Source organism: Lysinibacillus sp. AR18-8, assembly GCF_001705465.1.
GTDB classification, from domain to species: domain Bacteria; phylum Bacillota; class Bacilli; order Bacillales_A; family Planococcaceae; genus Lysinibacillus; species Lysinibacillus capsici.
Genome location: NZ_MDGU01000012.1, coordinates 51,477 through 69,088, shown reverse-complemented (window position 1 = coordinate 69,088; position 17,612 = coordinate 51,477). Strand labels below are relative to the sequence as shown.

General features: G+C 35.9%; 15 protein-coding genes. 7 read left to right on the top strand and 8 right to left on the bottom strand.

The genetic code is table 11. The features are described from left to right. Window positions 1-44: 44 nt before the first annotated feature. From BFM98_RS10305 to BFM98_RS23920, 3 genes are all read right to left on the bottom strand, one after another. On the bottom strand, window positions 45-4,172 hold the full coding sequence (locus BFM98_RS10305) for a chitobiase/beta-hexosaminidase C-terminal domain-containing protein (RefSeq protein WP_066037278.1): 4,128 nt from the start codon (window positions 4,170-4,172) through the stop codon (window positions 45-47). 884 nt (window positions 4,173-5,056) lie between these two features. Next, on the bottom strand, window positions 5,057-5,566 hold the full coding sequence (locus tag BFM98_RS10300) for a ClbS/DfsB family four-helix bundle protein (protein ID WP_066037277.1): 510 nt from the start codon (window positions 5,564-5,566) through the stop codon (window positions 5,057-5,059). 333 nt (window positions 5,567-5,899) lie between these two features. Further along, complete coding sequence (locus BFM98_RS23920) at window positions 5,900-6,106, bottom strand: hypothetical protein (RefSeq protein WP_175400740.1); 207 nt, start codon at window positions 6,104-6,106, stop codon at window positions 5,900-5,902. Between the two features lie 89 nt (window positions 6,107-6,195). Between BFM98_RS23920 and BFM98_RS10290 the strand changes: the two genes are divergently transcribed. Beyond that, on the top strand, window positions 6,196-6,657 hold the full coding sequence (locus BFM98_RS10290; protein WP_048392558.1) for a DinB family protein: 462 nt from the start codon (window positions 6,196-6,198) through the stop codon (window positions 6,655-6,657). A 466-nt stretch (window positions 6,658-7,123) separates the two neighbouring features. Here the strand turns inward: BFM98_RS10290 and BFM98_RS23915 are convergent, their stop codons facing one another. After that, on the bottom strand, window positions 7,124-7,285 hold the full coding sequence (locus BFM98_RS23915; protein ID WP_004225101.1) for a hypothetical protein: 162 nt from the start codon (window positions 7,283-7,285) through the stop codon (window positions 7,124-7,126). Between the two features lie 395 nt (window positions 7,286-7,680). Between BFM98_RS23915 and BFM98_RS10280 the strand changes: the two genes are divergently transcribed. The 3 genes from BFM98_RS10280 to BFM98_RS10270 all read left to right on the top strand — a co-directional run bounded on the left by BFM98_RS10280 (window position 7,681) and on the right by BFM98_RS10270 (window position 10,902). Further along, entirely contained in the window at window positions 7,681-9,105 is a 1,425-nt protein-coding gene (locus BFM98_RS10280; RefSeq protein ID WP_066037275.1) for a VanZ family protein, read from the top strand. 243 nt (window positions 9,106-9,348) lie between these two features. Next, a complete protein-coding gene (locus BFM98_RS10275; RefSeq protein ID WP_066037274.1) occupies window positions 9,349-9,873 on the top strand; it encodes a hypothetical protein in 525 nt (174 codons plus the stop codon). Between the two features lie 294 nt (window positions 9,874-10,167). Further along, window positions 10,168-10,902, top strand: a complete 735-nt coding sequence (locus BFM98_RS10270; RefSeq protein WP_066037273.1) for a class I SAM-dependent methyltransferase — start codon at window positions 10,168-10,170, stop codon at window positions 10,900-10,902. A 1,108-nt stretch (window positions 10,903-12,010) separates the two neighbouring features. Here BFM98_RS10270 and BFM98_RS23910 read toward each other — a convergent pair. Continuing rightward, the gene (locus BFM98_RS23910; RefSeq protein WP_175400739.1) at window positions 12,011-12,154 is read right to left on the bottom strand and encodes a hypothetical protein; all 144 of its coding nucleotides are present in this window, start codon (window positions 12,152-12,154) and stop codon (window positions 12,011-12,013) included. 144 nt (window positions 12,155-12,298) lie between these two features. Next, entirely contained in the window at window positions 12,299-12,733 is a 435-nt protein-coding gene (locus tag BFM98_RS10265) for a hypothetical protein (protein ID WP_066037272.1), read from the bottom strand. 134 nt (window positions 12,734-12,867) lie between these two features. Between BFM98_RS10265 and BFM98_RS10260 the strand changes: the two genes are divergently transcribed. Next, entirely contained in the window at window positions 12,868-13,782 is a 915-nt protein-coding gene (locus BFM98_RS10260; RefSeq protein WP_066037271.1) for a class I SAM-dependent methyltransferase, read from the top strand. A gap of 161 nt (window positions 13,783-13,943) precedes the next feature. Here the strand turns inward: BFM98_RS10260 and BFM98_RS10255 are convergent, their stop codons facing one another. After that, a complete protein-coding gene (locus tag BFM98_RS10255) occupies window positions 13,944-14,327 on the bottom strand; it encodes a VOC family protein (protein ID WP_066037387.1) in 384 nt (127 codons plus the stop codon). 142 nt (window positions 14,328-14,469) lie between these two features. Between BFM98_RS10255 and BFM98_RS10250 the strand changes: the two genes are divergently transcribed. Continuing rightward, window positions 14,470-15,663 (top strand): Ger(x)C family spore germination protein, encoded by a 1,194-nt coding sequence (locus BFM98_RS10250; RefSeq protein WP_083225348.1) that lies wholly within the window; start codon window positions 14,470-14,472, stop codon window positions 15,661-15,663. Window positions 15,664-15,710: 47 nt separating this feature from the next. Here the strand turns inward: BFM98_RS10250 and BFM98_RS10245 are convergent, their stop codons facing one another. Next, window positions 15,711-16,466: a class I SAM-dependent methyltransferase gene (locus BFM98_RS10245; RefSeq protein WP_066037270.1), complete on the bottom strand. Its 756-nt coding sequence runs from the start codon at window positions 16,464-16,466 to the stop codon at window positions 15,711-15,713. Window positions 16,467-16,733: 267 nt separating this feature from the next. Here BFM98_RS10245 and BFM98_RS10240 point away from each other — a divergent pair, with 267 nt between their 5' ends. Beyond that, a complete protein-coding gene (locus tag BFM98_RS10240) occupies window positions 16,734-17,600 on the top strand; it encodes an AraC family transcriptional regulator (RefSeq protein ID WP_066037269.1) in 867 nt (288 codons plus the stop codon). Window positions 17,601-17,612 lie beyond the last annotated feature (12 nt).

The window sequence follows — 17,612 nt, the reverse complement described above, 5'->3', positions numbered from 1 at the left end:
AGCACCAAATCAATATAGACTAGTGCTGGATTGTTTTTTAGATACTACTTAAACTCAATTTCCTCTGCCGAAGCCCCTTTAGTATACGTAATGGTCGCTCCATCAGGTAAATTTCGTATTTCTTTTACATTTTTTCCTTCGATAATTATTTTTCCAATTTGTGTACCTTTAAAATCAATAATAGCATTTCCTTTTTTGGGACTAATCGTTACTGTTTTATCCGCAAATCCTTCCCCGTGGAATTCCGCATATTCACTAAATACCGCAATTCCATTTTTAATATTCGTATTTTTCCCTAACGTTAGCGAAATGCTTGGGCGATTCATGATCAGTTTACCTGTTTTGTAGTTATCATAATTGTATACATTTTCAGGTGTTATTGGTGTTGGTATTTCCTCATTGTCTGCTTTCAAATCAATTTGAACTAATACTGGGTCATGATCTGATGCACGGCCTTGTGCTTCTGTAAAGTTCGCATTTATATGAATCAAGTCAATTTCTGTAACGTCAGCAAGCTTATTCGAAACTAAAATATGATCCAACACTTGATTGTTTCCTTGGAAGAAGTACGTAAAACGATCTTGCTCTGGGGCCTTATCTATCATATTCGTTAAAACATCACCCTTTAACGTTTGAAGAGCTGGTGTGAATTCAAAGTCATTCATGTCCCCTGCTACAATGATATTTAAATCTGGATTAATGGCAAGTCCTTCATCGATAAAATCATTGATGGCTTGAGCAAGCTGAATACGTTTCTTTACTGATTCTAGCACTGGTGGCTGAGTTGGTCCCCAAAGTGAGCCATCTCCACCTTTAGAATTTAGGTGAGCTCCGATAATCACTACACGTTCTTTCTGGAATTCAAATTCGGCTGCAATTGGTTTTCGTGTATCTACAAATTTTGATGGATCAACAAAGCCAGGATTTAAAGTAAGGCTTCCATCTGCTGTCCACGTATTGGTTTGGTCACCCATTCCTTTTATACCTGACACTAATGAAACACGTTCTGGATTATATAGGTAGCCTACACGAATATTACCGCCAGGTGCACCACCTACTGTATTGTTAATTGGCATGACATCAATCCAATCATACGCAGGACCACCCGCAGCTTTAATTGCATGAATTAATCGCATATAGCTTTCCGATGCATCCGCATTTCCTGAATCAGTTTGTCCATCATTATCTTGAACTTCGACTAATGTAATAATATCTGGTGATTTCATATTATTCACAAATGTCCCTGCAATTCTGGCTACTTTTTCGTTTGATGTATTGGCAGGATTATTTGAAAAGTTTTCGATATTATAGGAAGCGACATTTAACTTGTCCGCTACTGGTTCAAGATGCGTCACTTCTTGCTGAAGATTCGCTTTTGTCACTTCTGGGAAGACTTTATTTGTGTTCAGTCGATAGCCATCTGTAAAATTCTCTACAAATCCGATAAGGGCATCATTAAAACGATCACCTGAATCATAGTTTTTCCCTGCTACCCCTTCAAGCATAATTTTTTCTGGGTTATAATCATCGGCCGCTATATTTAAACCACCATTCACATTGAATGTATTATTAGTTGTGCTCGGTACAACAATTGGAGAATCGTTATTATAAATCGGTCCTATTACTCTCGCATCCGGGAATGATACCAGCATATACTCGATAGATTCCCAAAAATCGATGCCATCTTCTTGTGGGTCAAAAATTGCAAAACTATCATTATCGATAATTTTATTTGGTGGCAACAGATCCTCCCCTATCACAAGGGCTTCTGGAATTCCTGCTGTACCTGTTTTTGTAATATTTGTTGCTGCAATTTGTGTATCTGTCAATCGAGAGTTGCCACCTGCCTCTACTACATTTCCTGAAACGTTAATAACGTCCCCTACTGCTACATTATGTCCTGTCTTATTTACTTTGATAGCAGTTGATTTTACGCCATCAAATGACGACTCGTTTTCTTGCATAATAAAGCTAGTTGAATTTAAAACGAATGTTACAATTCCTGCCACATCATTTACTGTTAAATCGACATATGGTGATTTATGGCTTGCCCCTTGAATATCGCTAATCTTGGCATTTTTAGTATCAATAATTTCATAAACAAATGTAGCAATTGCACTGTTCGTTAAACCTTCTTTCACTGCAATCGCTTTAAGCGTCATTGGTTTATTAACAAGGATTTCCTCTGTATACTTTGCACTAGCTGTTGTTGGCGTTGAGCCATCCACTGTGTAATAAATCGTTGCTCCTTCAGTCATTGTAGAAAGGGAGACTTTCGTGCCAGCTGTTACGCCCCCGACGTGAGAAGCTTTGATATCCTGCACCTTTGTTACATCTTCAATAACGCGAAGAGGGAGCAATTGATGGTTTGTATATTGACCAACAATCCCTGTAATTTCCCCATACGTTTTTCCACTCACTAAACCAGAATCTCTTGTTTTATCGTAAATAGCAAATGGGCCTACTTCGTCAGTACCTGTAAAGTTTTGACCCGAACCAGTAACGGTAACATTTTTAATTGTAACTAGTTTCGATTCATTGTCTTCCGCAACCTCATTACTTTTAATAAGATGTGGCTCTGGTATTGTCGAAGGAACAGGCATACCAACAAGTGAAATATTCGTTAATTGCTTTAGACCGCTATATTCATCTACTCGTCCTTGCACCGTCACTCGATCACCGACATTTGCGGCAAGACTATCCACAGGATAAATGGCTATCGCCGCCCCATCTTCATCTTGAATGTGCGCTGTAGCCGTTTCTAATTTTGCTGTCACGATCCCTGATACGATAACAGTTTGCCCGATTTCTTTATTACGAGCTTCCGTAATGGATATAACAGTTGGCTCTTCTTTAACCGTATAATTAAAGGATGCAATGTCACTATCGTCTAGGCCTGTTGCAGTAGCAAATGCTTTTATAGTCATGGCTTCATTTATAACAATCCCCGCTGCTGCATCATAAACCTCACTAGCTACTGACGGTTCAGAACCATCGATTGTGTAATAGATGGTTGCATTTGGGGTATTTGTAGATAATGTTACTTTCGTTCCTGCATAAACTTCGCCTGTTGCTGGTAAAGCCTTAATATTCTCTACTTGTGTTGGCTCATAGTTTGATACTAATTGGAAGCTTTCCGCGCTTAACGTTTTTAATTGATATGTCCCGTTAAAAATTGACGCAATCCCTGTCACTGTGATGACATCATTGTTATTGAAACCATCTGCTTCAAACTGAGAGAACTGATAGCCTGTACGGTTATCATGGCGAATTAACAGCTCGTTATTTGCTGCATCGACTGCTTTAAATTCAAATGTACCATACGTACCAGATGGCGCTAAATCTTTAATCTTCACATTTTCAAGTGTGATTAATCTTCCTTGTGTGCTATCATCCGCAATCGGTAAATTTACTGTCTGCGGTGTAGGTGCCGTCCCTGTAGAAATCCGTTCAATTGTCGGTGAATTAAATTGAACTTCTCCACTATATAAACTAGTTTTCCCTGTGATGCCGACAATATCTCCAACAGCTAAGCTCCCTGCTTCTGCAGAACTAGAGAAGACATATACCCCTGCTGTCTCATCCTGTACATAGAAGGCCTTGCCTCCCCAGCTACCAGGTAATGTCGTAACCGTCCCTTGAATTTGAACTGTGCGGTCTGTTCCAACAGCTGCACGAGCTTCGGCAATTGTTGCTGTCTCGGGAGGATTTGGTTCAGTAGTATCGTCCCCAACAAACTCCATTGAAGTTGGTGATTTTAGCCCTGCATGGTTGCCAAAATATTTTTCCAGTGAACCTGTTATTCTAACTTTTTTCCCGAGATTACTTGGGTTAGTAAATAATCCAAAATTGGCTCTATAGGAGCTTGGTAATTGAATATACAGCATTTTCGTGACATCTGTTTCATCTGGTGTATCAGCAATCGCAATATTTGTGTCACTATCTGCTATCACAGAATATGAAGTTTCACTTTTAGCAAACCCTACTATATATCCCTCTACAGTAACATTACTCTTTACTGCGGTTGGATCAAATTGATTGACCGCTTCCCCCACTCCAATTGCTTCTGTCGTTTCGGCCTTTACAACTGTGAAGTAAGGTGAAATCATAGAGATTACAAGTAAAAATGATAACGCTATTTTGGTAACGACATTACATTCATATTTCTTCATTCGCTTAGCTCCTTATGATTTTAGTCTAAAATAATCTTTTCCTTAGGTTTTACATGGAAGTTATTATTCAATTACTGTGTTCCCTACAATGGTTAACCCATCTAAAGAGAGGGTTACATTCGGCGCATAAATGATTAAATCCCCCGAAATAGTACCTGTACTACCAGATGGCATTAAAGAAATTCGTATTAAAGCTTCTCCAAAATACAGATGATTAGTTTTTTTTCGGGTTTAAATATACCCATTATGGCACGATCATTAAATTATTAATCTTTTTATAAAATTGTGGCGAGCGCTGTACATCCTTGTAATCGGTGTTACTACAACCGCTGAAGCTGTTAATGCGTTCAAATACTTGGATTTCCCCACCTACTCATACTTTGCGTAATCCCTCCCTATTCCTGTTTAGTAAAGATAAGTTTTAAATCCTCTTAACAAAATTATCGGTAATTATCAAACAATACCAAAATATTGTTTAACATAATAATTTTAACAGAAAAATAATAAATACTTTGTTATTTAATATGAATATTCTAAATTCTATGTAAAATAGTACATATTTATCTTTTACAATAGTCATTCGAATAGTAGTTTTATATTATGTAATTACATTTTCGTATGAGCTAATGTACCAGCTCAGTTCCGGCGGCATAAAAAACTTCACTACTTTTGTAGAGAAGGACTGACATGACACCATAATAGCAGCTCGCTGAAAGATTGTTGCTTGACTGCATTCCCTTCCACTCCTTATGAAGCATCGAGATACAGTAAAACGCACCATAGCCCATCACACTTGTTGTCATAGTGGATAATAAAAAGCCCTCCATTTGTGGAAGGCTAAAGTCAATTCGTTTGGTTTGTTATAGTAAGGAACATCTAATCTTTTAAAGGTTCATCTTCTTCCATTTACGAATTTTGGTTCTGAAATTTGTAAATGGAGCAACTGAGTTAATATGAACCCATTTCCAAACAGGCCAATTAGCTTGTGTTTTTGCCCATCGTCTTTGATCAACTTCAAATAATTCCTTTTCTGAAAGGGTATTTAACCACTCACATAAATGATTGACAGCTTCATTAAGCATTGATTGTTGTTCCTTCAAAGAGTACTCTCCGTATTGTTTATAAAAAGAGTTATACAATCCACTTAGATTATTCCATTTATAGCCTTCTGCAGGTGTATGTACTTCTTCGCCCTTTTGTTCTTTTTGCTCCCAGTGAAGCAAAAGATTTATCCAACCAAGTTGATAAGAAAGATTTTCAGATGGCGTTTTATCAACTTCGTTAATCCGTTTGTTTTTCAAGATTTCTGGTATATCATGAAATTCGGCAATATATTTTTTATACTTTTCGTTAATCGTACTAATCAATTCTTCTTTGTTGGCATACTGTCTCACTCTGTTTCCGTCCCTTCCATCTATTTCTTATGTTCAGTCTAACATAACGCGAATACGCTAATTTTGAAATTTTTTTTAAAAAAGTTGTTATATGGTAAGTGTTGCCTTCTATTTTTTCGGCGGATGTATAAGTAACCAAAATTTACACACACTAACCTTGAGTGTATCACCCATAACGAGTGAAACAGAGGGTTTTATTACGGTCTTCTTTTCTTATGTGTGATGATTAATAATAGAGGTGCTTGAAGTGACTACATTCGGAAAATGCTTATATATCGCATTCTTCATCATTATTTTTTTATTTACAACCATTTGGAATTATATTAAAAATGGTCATTGGGCTTTGCTAGAAAATTTATTCTTTGCCTTTTGGGTGGCCAGTTTCTTATTCATGGCATTACTACTTAGAAGTAAAAAAGAAGAATCGAAAAAAGCTGAAAATAGAAGCTGATTTGCCTGTTTTAACTGACTAGTGTTAAAATCCGCATCTATATTTGCTGTAGCTCTAATAAGCTGCAGCTTTTTTATTGTTGCATTCATAAAAGCTAGTCAGAACTACTATTTTATCGGTATATTAAAACTTAAAATGTTATACTATTCAATAAATTACTTTGAAGAAAGGAACGTGAATGATGGAGGCGAAGACCATTTTGTTAGATCAACTTTTAGCTAATGCAAATGACCCAAGTTGGTATATCTCTTTTTCTGAAGTCGTAGAAGGGCTATCTGAAGCAGAAGCCTTTTGGAAACCCGATTCTTCTAGCCATAGTATGGCTGAAATTGTCCAGCATCTAATCTACTGGAATGAAATTTGGCAAATACGGTATCGAGAAAATCAAGTAAAGGCTCCTTCGCAAACAAATAATGCGAATACGTTTCTAGTTAAAGAGGAGGTAACTTTCTATGAACTAAAAGAAAAGTTATTACATATCCTACTTACGTGGCAAGAATTAATTGAGGAAGAACAACTTTTATCTATCGTAAATGGATTCCCTGTGAAGGCGCAATGGTGGGCCATCATATCTAATGCCGCTACCCATAATGCCTATCATATTGGACAACTCGCATATTTACGTAAAATGGAAAAATAGACATTTATATGCTATACTCTTAAAATAGGACTACTGTTAATAGTCCTATTTTTATGTGCTGCCGCTTATTTAACTCAAATAACACCAAAGGGAGATGCATATGAGCCTAGAAGAAATTACACAGATCTATTCATTTTACTTCTTCACGACACCAATTTTAGTAAGATTAATTGTATTTAATTTTATTTTTAAAGCCCATAAACATACTATGGTGATTTTATTGGATGCTATTGTTTTAGTATCAACCACTATTTGGTTAATATTGATTAGAGAGGTCATTTTCCCTTTGCCTTCGTTAACTTTAAATGTATTTAGTGTACTCTACATCCTATTAATTATTGACATTTCTCTCAATTATTATCGCTTAAAAAGGAAGAGCTCCTTGCAGTGAAAAGCCCAATTTATACATATAAACAAGCTCCAAACAAAAGAAAAAAGCATCTTTTTTCAAGATGCTTTGCTCTTACTATTGGGGCAATTCTTCTGGTGTTTTCTCAAATTCAAGTATATGTCCATCAACTTTTGCTCTTTCTAGTTCCTCAATAAATTCTTCCTTACGTTCATCAAGTCTGGAGTCAAGTGTGTTTTGATAACCCGGAAATAGATTGTAATCTACTGGTTTCCCCATAAGTTCACCTCTTATTCTCAGCTTTTTTATTTATTATAGGGTATATTGATATTTTCTGACAATTGTTTATGTCAATTTTGATTATAAGGACTGACAAGACAATACAACGGAAGTCTTATAAAAAATGCCTACCTATACTTTATTGCCCATAAAATTATGCTGATAAATCGAAACAGCAAGGTTTATCTTTGCCTCTAAACGTGCAATTTTCACAAACTTCGTTGATAATCCCTAGACTGTTCCTCCTTTTTTCGGAAAATAAAAGCATTTTCCCTCAATTAGGTATGCTACAAAATCTTAAGAAATCTTCATAATTTTTCTCAATAATTATTAATAATTACCATTTACAATAAGAAAAGTCGACAATAGATTAACATAGTTAGGAGCATCTTGTCTTGGGCGTTACAGATATTATGAATAACATTCGAATTTTAATGTTGCCAGTCATCCTTATAGTTGGTGCTGAGTTCTTACTTATTGGACTTTATTATTTCCTCTATCATAAAAAACAACAGTCAAATCGAAAAAAAATAAACTTTAAGCAACTGATACTTGTAGCACTCTTTATCGGCTATATTGTATTTGTGTGTGAACTAACGATTTTTGGACGTGGTTCTTCCCATTTCATGCAAATGAATCTCCAACCATTTAGTGGCTATATAGATGCATGGAAGAAATACTCGTTACGTGATCTTCAAAATTGTATTTTTAACATTTTAATGTTTGTGCCACTAGGCATTTTCTTACCTTTACTTTTCTCTAAATTTAAATTGTTTAAATGGCTTCTTCCTGTAGTGGTGATGGCAACCTTATCCATTGAAACGTATCAAACACTTACAGGAGCAGGGATTTTCGAGCTTGATGACTTAATCAACAACTCGCTTGGTGGGATTATTGGATACCAGTTATATAGACTAGGATCTTCCATTGTTCAGCATAAAAAAATAAAAATGAAAAGTTTGATCGGTAACCTAGCCATTCCTCTCATGATGGGTTTGATTTTTATTGGCATGATGATTGTCTACGCTCAACAGGAATTTGGTCATTTAGCAATTAATGCCTACACAAAATCAAATATGTCGGATGTTGATGTAACAACCTCATTAGATTTACATACAGCATCTACCGTTGCCCCCGTGTATAAAAAAATAATTCATACAGATGAAGTTGAGACTTTGTTGCAAAAGAAATTGGATTTATCAGAGTTAAGTCGGCAGGATATTAGTGGTGATCGTGAGCTCTTATTGAAAGATAAAGCCGAGAACTCGTATACGCTATTTATTAATTCAGAGGGTAATTGGTCGCTAACAGAAGATCTTTATACGCCCGTACAACCTTCTTTAGCTGTGCAAGAGACACTTGTGAAGAAGGCAAAGAGTATGATGGATGAGCTTTCTCTCCTTCCTAAAGATGGGGAGTTTACAGCTTTGGATAATGGCGTATTTGAATGGACGCTTCCTGACCAAGCTGAATTGAACCAAGATTATTGGCTTGGTGAGGTAGAGCTCGGTTTGAAGCCAGATGGTAGTTTGTATTCATTATCGTATAATATTCATGAGCATCAATTGATCCGTGAAGTAAATATTTTGTCACCTGCAGAGGTGTATGAACGAATTAAAAAGGGCAAATTTCCACAGATAAAATATAATGCACTTGTAACAGAAGAAGAACTGTTGATAAAAAAAGGCGATCAGCTTACTGTCGATTTAATAGAGCTCTCGTATATGTATGATACAAAAGATTTCTATCAACCCATATACAGAGTTTCTGGTACATTAAATGGAAAAAGTTGGTTCACCTTGATTCAGGCGAGAAAGTAGCTTTTTTGATACCGCTAACTAAGGAAAGCCCAGACTTGATACTGGGCTTTCTTTTTATATGAGTTGAAATAACATCTCAAACTTTGGAATACTTCTAACAAAATGGACACCATCAACAAATAACTACTTAAAAATACTAGTGTTTTTAGATTTTATCTAATCTGTAGCCTAGGTGTCCGTTCAATTAAAGATAAGAGAGTTGAATATAATATTTATATTGAGAGCATAAAGGAGGGTTAGAGAATGTTCGGTAAACATACATGTCAGAACTGTTGTCCAAATGAAATGAAATATTTTCCAAAAATTGTTGCACTTCCTGGTCCTGTTGTTCCTGTCCCTTCACCAGATCGAAGTGTTTTAGCGTACGGATCCCTTAGAGGAGATACATTGGGCCCTTTATCACCTGATCCAACACCCGTCACTTTCCAAGTGGTTGGTGCGCTATCAAATGTTACGGTTAGCCCATCTGGGAATGAATTGGTCGTTCAAAATGACGGTGTCTATCAAATCACCATTTCGATTAATGCGCAAGCAACAGCAGCCCCTGATCCTGATCAACCATTTTTCACAGTTAGCATTACCGTCAATGGTCAACCGATTTTTCTAAACGGCATTGCAGTCTTTAATGTTGTCAATAGAAGTAGCTCGGCCTATGTGGTCCAAGCTACATTAGCCGCAGGGGATTTGGTGGGAGCCAGTGCAGCTTCAGATTCCTTCGTCGCTAGTTATGCTAACCGCTCCTTAACGATTGTTCAATTGAATGGTTAGATTAAAAGTATATAAAGGACAGTAGCTCTCATCTCTAAATTTTAGAGATGGGATCTTTTTGATTTGACGAGGAGTGTATTCGGCTTTCCTCTAATACTTATTATTTATTTCTTACTCATAATCAAGTGACGCCAAGTCTGTTCTTCTCCTATTTTTTAGGTACGCCTGAATGATCATGTGTTATAGTAAAAAAATAGTTACATGAGGTGGAGCAATGGTTAGAAGAAGATAGCTAGCCTCCTAGGTTGTCAGTAGATTTAGGGGGCGAACTTAATTGATAGGAGTGTTCTATACATGAAACAAAATAAATATGATGAAATCAATTTCTTTTCCGAATATGAAAAAATGCCACGTTCTGTTCAAGGACTAGACGCGGCAGGTGAATGGCACGTATTAAAAGCACTTCTTCCAGATTTCCAGGATAAGACCGTACTTGATCTAGGCTGTGGCTTCGGCTGGCATTGTCGCTATGCCCGTGAACAACAGGCAAAATCAGTAATTGGTGTGGATTTATCAGAAAAAATGCTGCAAAAAGCGCAGGAAAAAACGAATGATCCTTTTATTACCTATTTAAAGATGCCGATCGAAGATATCCATTTCTCCGCTTCTCAATTTGATGTAGTAATTAGTTCATTAGCGATTCACTATGTACAATCCTTCGAAGCACTTTGTAAGAAGGTTTATGCTTATCTAAAACCTAATGGTTCATTTGTCTTTTCTGTAGAGCATCCTATATACACATCACGCAATGAACAAGATTGGGTCTACGATGAGAATGGCAACCGCCTGCATTGGGCAGTTGATCATTATCAGACAGAAGGCATTCGAGAAACGACCTTCCTTACCGAAAATGTTATTAAATACCATCGCACACTGTCTACTTATATAAATGTCTTAATACAAGCTGGATTTACGATAAGTGCGGTGAAGGAACCTATGCCTTCAGAGGAAATGCTAAAAAATATTCCGGACATGCAAGATGAACTACGGAGACCTATGTTTTTAATCATTGCAGCTGAGAAAAAATAATCACTGTGTGCTTAGGCAATATGGATCGGGTATCGCTAAGTATACAGCTATATCGTATATAAACAAAAAACCAGATGCTCTCTTTTGGGGAGCACCTGGTTTTATTGTGAAAGTGAATCTTACTAACTTACTTAGTTTTGATTCGTTATAATACTACGACAACTTGAGGCGCTGAACAAGTTAAAATATTTTCCAATAGGATTTTAGGGGGAATTAATGCTTTTTCGAGAAAATAAATCATTCTATCAAATTTTAAGTCTTTCTTAGTTTCATTAAAATAAAAAATAATGAAATCTCATAAATGACTAACCGTAGCTCATGACACAGGGTCATTTACCAATGACAGCCCCACTGTATAGGTGGGTGACTGTTTGCTATTTTCACATAATTTAAAGTATGTTTCTACAAACTGAAATTGATAACAATGCTCCCCCTGCTCTAACTGAAAAATTTCTGCTTAAAGCGTGAAATCCACTTCATCATTCTCGCATGGTGATGGAAAAGCAATACAAGCAAGACATGCGCTGTTACAACCATACAGGTCTCTATGGTTTTAACTATGATAGGTGAAGCTACTAATTTTTCGTGCTATTCATAAAATATGTTGAAGAAACACGTCTGTAAAGGAACATTAAACAAAAAGACCAGTCACTCTTTTAAAGAGAACTGGCCATTTTGCGTTTAGGTTGAAGACTATGAAATATCTTCATTCACAGATTAACATATTATACTGAACAATATCTGAACAACCATACAAAAAAGACTAGACTCTCACATGATGATGTAAGCTCTAGTCTTTTAAGTGAAAGTGAATCTTACTAAATCTTGTCTAGCTTTAGATTCAAATTACAATACGAATGAACAGGCTAAAGGTTTCATAAATTCTTTATTTTTTCGTTAAATTATAGGACTACCACCACAAAAAGACCAGGAAACACGAAAAAATGTGAATCCTGGCCCTTTTGTGAAAAGTGAATGTTACTAGTTTGCTTTAGTTCTTTGTATTCTACTGATGAGTTAGACGGCTGATGTTTTAAAAAGTTACACATTCTTAAAAATTTTTTACTCTACTAAAAAAATGGCAAATCAAACACGCCGTCAGCTCCATCTATAGCACACGCTCCTCTGACTTATATCGGTCTTTTTCCAGTAAAGATATTTGTCCTTCAGCAGCTACTCTTCCTTTAGCCCATATTTTCCCTTCCGAAGCCGTGACACTCCAGTTAAATTGTTGTGTGCCTTTATTTTTCACCTCATATCAGATACCGAGTTCTTCATCAGAATGGTCACTATAAAAGGAGGTATGAAATTCACCATTCCCAGTTGGTTCATCTACATAATTCACAGGGAAGATCTATGCTGTATCCCTACTTATTTAGCTTGTGTTGGATACTAACTAATTCTGTGAATCTTCCGTTGCTTTTTCTAAAAGACTAAAAAAAGCGTGATCTTTTATCAGTTCAAAGCTTTCATTTGTGTTAAGGAGAACCAATATTTTATTTTTAGAATCAATGAACATCGGGTAGCTTGTATTGAGTGAAATTGTCATTCGGTAATCGTAATCAATAGTTTTTATGGCTGTTTTTTTGAATGTTGCCTGTTGAAAAGACTGTATCAATTCTTGCTGTGTTTCTTTTGATATTTTCATTTCAGAAAAGATATCTTCTGTATCTGTATCTATACGATGTAGCGTAACAGTGGAATTTTCCACATGAAAATTAGCATTTTCTAATAGATCAATAGCAGAATAGCTTTGATCTTTCCATGTAATGAGCATAACACTAATAATTACTGCTAAGAGTAAAGATAAGCCTATTTTAAATTTTTTCATATTACTCCTCTTTCTCAGTACCTAAAACTTGACAAAAAAATGTTTTTATGCTAAAATTTACATTTAAATAAATATTATATATAATAGGATTCTCCTGGCCAGGGGAATCCTATTTTTTGTTAAGGAGTGTTGGTATGAATCAACAGGAATCTAGTATCACTTCATTAGTTGCTGCCTTTAGTAGAGCCTACCATAGCCAATTTGATACGCCGAAAATTTTTGATGATTATATAGCCAAAGAATTGATTTCACAAGAAGAATATCAAAATATCCAAGCTAATTTGATACAAGGCATTGAATTTTTTAATAAAGATATCGCTACAAAATTTAAAGACGATTCAAAGGAATTAATAAAATGGATAACACAAGTTCAACTCTCACCGACTCCTTTGGCACGTGCTGCTTATTGTGAAAGGGTCTTGCATAGCGAAATACAGCTTGGTGTCGAGCAATATGTCATCTTAGGTGCTGGCTTTGATACTTTTCCCTATCGTCAGGAGCAAGGACAAACCATGCTGGAAATTTTTGAGGTGGATTATCCCACAACACAGGAATCAAAAATGAAAAGATTACAGGAAGCTTCTCTCCCCCTCTTGAATCATCTGCATTTTGTACCGATGGATTTTACAAAGCAATTTCAATCTCAATTATTTTCAGAGCAAGGCTTTCAATCTAAAAAAACATTTTTTAGTCTGTTAGGTGTGTCCTATTATTTAACAAAAGATGAATTAGCAAGTTTACTCAATCATCTATTTGCCTTAGTTCCATCAGGTAGTTCCATTGTTTTGGATTATGGTGATGAAACACTCTTCACGGAAAAAGGACTCTCCAATAGAGTAGAAAACATGGTCAAAATGGCCGCAGTTGGTGGTGAACCAATGAAATCATGCTATGCTTATGAGGACATGGAGAGGATGCTAGATCGATTAGGTTTGCTTATATATGAACATCTATCTCCTACAGCGATTCAAGAGCTGTATTTTCAAAATCGAACAGATTACTTATGTGCTTTTGAAACTATCCATTACATGCATATTGTTAAAAAATAGGTCCATCCCATTTGATTTTATAAAATTCTAAATTTTCTTTTTATTACCCAGGCAATTAACTATTTCAATATAGAGAATTAGTATACTATAGTAGTGTAAAGCTAATTAGCCTTACACCTCCTAGATTTGTTACTAGGGTCACTGTTAACGCAGTGACCCGCTTATAATGATTGACAAACACCTAAAGGATTCCCATCAGGGTCATAGAAGGTAAAAAATTTGGTGTCCCCTTCTCCTTCTAAAGCCTCGACTTGAACATGATGATCCACTAGAAATAAATAGGTCTCTTCAATATTTCGAGAGAGGAAGTTCACATATTTTCCCACACCAAAGTGATTGTCTGGAAAATGACATGGCTGATGCTCCTTAGCTTTTACTAAGCAAATGACCGTGGGGGATTGTTCAGTGATTTTCATAACTGCTGCGCCCTCTTCTATATATTGAAGCTTAAATCCGAGTATTTCCTCATACCATTTAGCCGATAATTTAGGATCTTTTATTGGAATAAAAATGGCCTCTACACCTTTAAATAAGGATTGTTTCATTTTTCTTACTTCCATTTCACAGTTTGTTTTCTTCATTTTATTCTCCTTCAAAAAGATTCATTGAGATTTTCATTATTGATTATTTTGCCTGTCTTTTGCTTATCCTTAATAGTATCCGAAATGTCTTCTTTTCCTGGAGGAGGTGTCCACCATTAAACACAAGGTATCATTCATCCTATTGCTGTCAGTACTTCTTTTACTAGGTGGATGCTGGAATAAGCGGGAGTTAAACGAACTAGCTATTGTTACGGCTGTTGGTGTGGATAAATCGGACGAGCAATTCGAAATTTCTGTTCAGATTGTTAATCCAAGTCAAGTGGCTTCGAACAAAGCATCTGGCATTCAAGTCCCTGTTTTTACCCACCATGCAAAAGGTAAATCATTATTTGATGCCATTCGAAAATTAACAGCGCTAACACCTAGAAAGCCTTATTATGCGCATGCCCAAATTATTATTATTGGTGAAGAAATGGCTGAGGAAGGTATGAATAGCATTTTAGATTTATTTCAAAGAGACCCAGAAGGACGAAGTGATTTTAATTTTATTGTTTCTCATGATTCGACTGCACAAGAAATATTAAGTGTTTTAACCCCTTTAGAGGATGTGCCTGCTAGCAAAATGTTTAAATCATTAAAGGTTTCTGAAGCAGTATTGGGCACAACAGAATCTGTTATTCTTGATGATTTAATTCAATCGTTAGGCAGTATTGATCATAGTGCCGTCTTACCCTCTATTCATATATACGGTGATGCAGATGCTGGAGATTTTAACTCGAATATAGAAAAAATTGATAGCCCTGCACAATTAAAATATGGTGGACTGGCTATTTTTAAAAATTATAAGCTCATCGGCTATTTATCAGAACAAGAAAGCAGAGACTATAATTTTTTAAATAATAATATAAAAAGTACATTTGAAATTATTGCTTGTCCTGAAGAAGGGAAAATCTCAACAGAAATTATTAATTCTTCTACTAAAATGACGGGTCATTTTCAAAATGATGTACCCTCAATTTCCATTAAACTTGATATTGAGCAAAACGTTGCAGAGGTAAGTTGTTCTTTGGATTTAACAAAATCAAAAACCATCGATGCTTTAAATAAAGAAACGAGCAGACTAATCAAGGAACGATTAGAACGTACACTGCAAACAATTCAACAAACCTATCAAGCCGATTTATTAAAATTTAGTAATGTATTACACCGAGAGGACTATCAAGCATGGAATCGAATTAAAAAGAACTGGCAAACCCTCTACCCTAATCTTGAAGTTCAAATTGAAGTCGATGTGCATACAAAAGGAGTAGGAACTGCAACAAAATTAAAGCTTGACTAATTCGTAAAAATGACCAGTACTCTTTTAAGGAATACTGGTCATTTTAATTAACGTACCGCTTCAAACGTTATGAGTGACGTTTCTTCAGTTGGTTGTTGAAGGAACTTATAATTCGCAGAACAAGTTATTGCAGAAAAGCCAATACTTTGTAATAGAAGCTTAAATTCTTCAATTCCATACCAGCGTAATAAAAACTTTTGTAGTTCTGTATCACTTAATGTGCCTTGTTGCCACTTCTCATATTTTAAAACCATCAGCGTATATTGCTCCACCCAATTCATGGCAATCGATTTTCTTTCAAGGGCAATTCCTTCATCTTGTGAAATTTGATGGTAAGATGTCGTAATTTCTCCTGTTTTCCAGTCTGTAGGAAGTAATAAATCTACTAGGAGTCTCCCACCAGGGACAAGGTGCTGATACATAGAGGTTAAAGCTGATAGTGCTTCTTGATGATTTTCAATTAAACAAAATGAGCCTGTAGGCATAACAATGGCTTCGTATTGTTGACCTAAGGTGAATTGGCAAACATTTCCTTCATACAGCACTGGCGTCAATCCTCGTTCTTGGCATCTTTTTCGACAGGATGCTAGCATTTCTGGGGAATGATCAATTCCCTCTATTTCAAAGCCTTTTTCCATAAAAGGAATATAGAAACGTCCAGAACCAACCCCTGCTTCTAGAATCTTCCCCTTTACACCTTGCAGTCGTTCTAGATAATATTCAATATCTCCATCAAGCGAGTATCCAACTGGTTTCGTAAAATCATAAAGTGCTGTGCTTAACGGTCCGTAATTTTTGTACATATATTCTCCTCCGATTGTTTGCGGAAGAAATCAACTAATCTATTTATTCTCCCGCACCTTAATTATATTCAATGGGAAAACAGAGCTGACTATCATCATCTATCACTCACTTTCTTGTAAATTTAGTTAAATTATACATTTAATTGTTGTTTTAATCAATGTTTCTATTGATTTCCTATACATTACAATTTAATGTACAAATTAGCACAAATTATCAAAAAACCCTTCCCATTAAACGGTACCATTGAGTTAAGAAAGGATGATGGTATGGATTATTTTGAAAGAATTCAAAACGCCATAGAGTTTATTGAGAAAAACCTACGTGAAAAGTTAACGATTACAGATATTTCTTCTCAGTCTTACTTTTCAGCATTTCATTTCCAACGACTTTTCCAAGCCATTACAGGTTTTTCTGTGCAGCAGTATATTCGCAACAGGAGGCTTTCTGAAGCAGCTTCCTTATTAGCAACAACAACGCAGAATATACTTGAGATTGCAATCAACTTTCAATATGGTTCTCAGGAGGCATTTACACGGGCATTTGTTCAGTATTTTGGTGTCACACCTGCTAAATACCGAAAAGGAGCCAACTCCATACCATTTCAAACCAAAATAAACTTTTTGGATTATAAACTGGAAGGAGAACTCCCTATGCAGCGACCGGAAATACTTCACTTATCTAAAAAACGTATTACAGGCTATGAATACAAAACGTCCTTACAAGACGAACAATACTATGCAGAAATCCCTGGCTTTTATTTGGATTTTGGTCAGCAGCAATATTATGAACGAATCTCCCATAAGGTAGCCCCTAATATGGCGTATGGCATTTCTACAAACTTTCAGGAGGATGGCCGGTTTTCTTTTATTGTAGGAGAGGAAGTCGAAATCTTTGAGGAGCAATTAGAGAAAGGCTTCACCCACCTTGAAATTCCTGCTGGTAAATATGCAGAATTTACATTGAATGGTACTGCGGAAGGAATTCAAAATACAAGACGTTTCATTTACGGAGTATGGTTGCCGAATTCTAATTATGAGCGCGATACAGGTCCTGATTTTGAAATAACGGATGTCATGCAATCGATCTATCCACAGGAGATGAAAATGAAAATCTACATTCCCATTAAAGAATAATAAAGGAGCAAG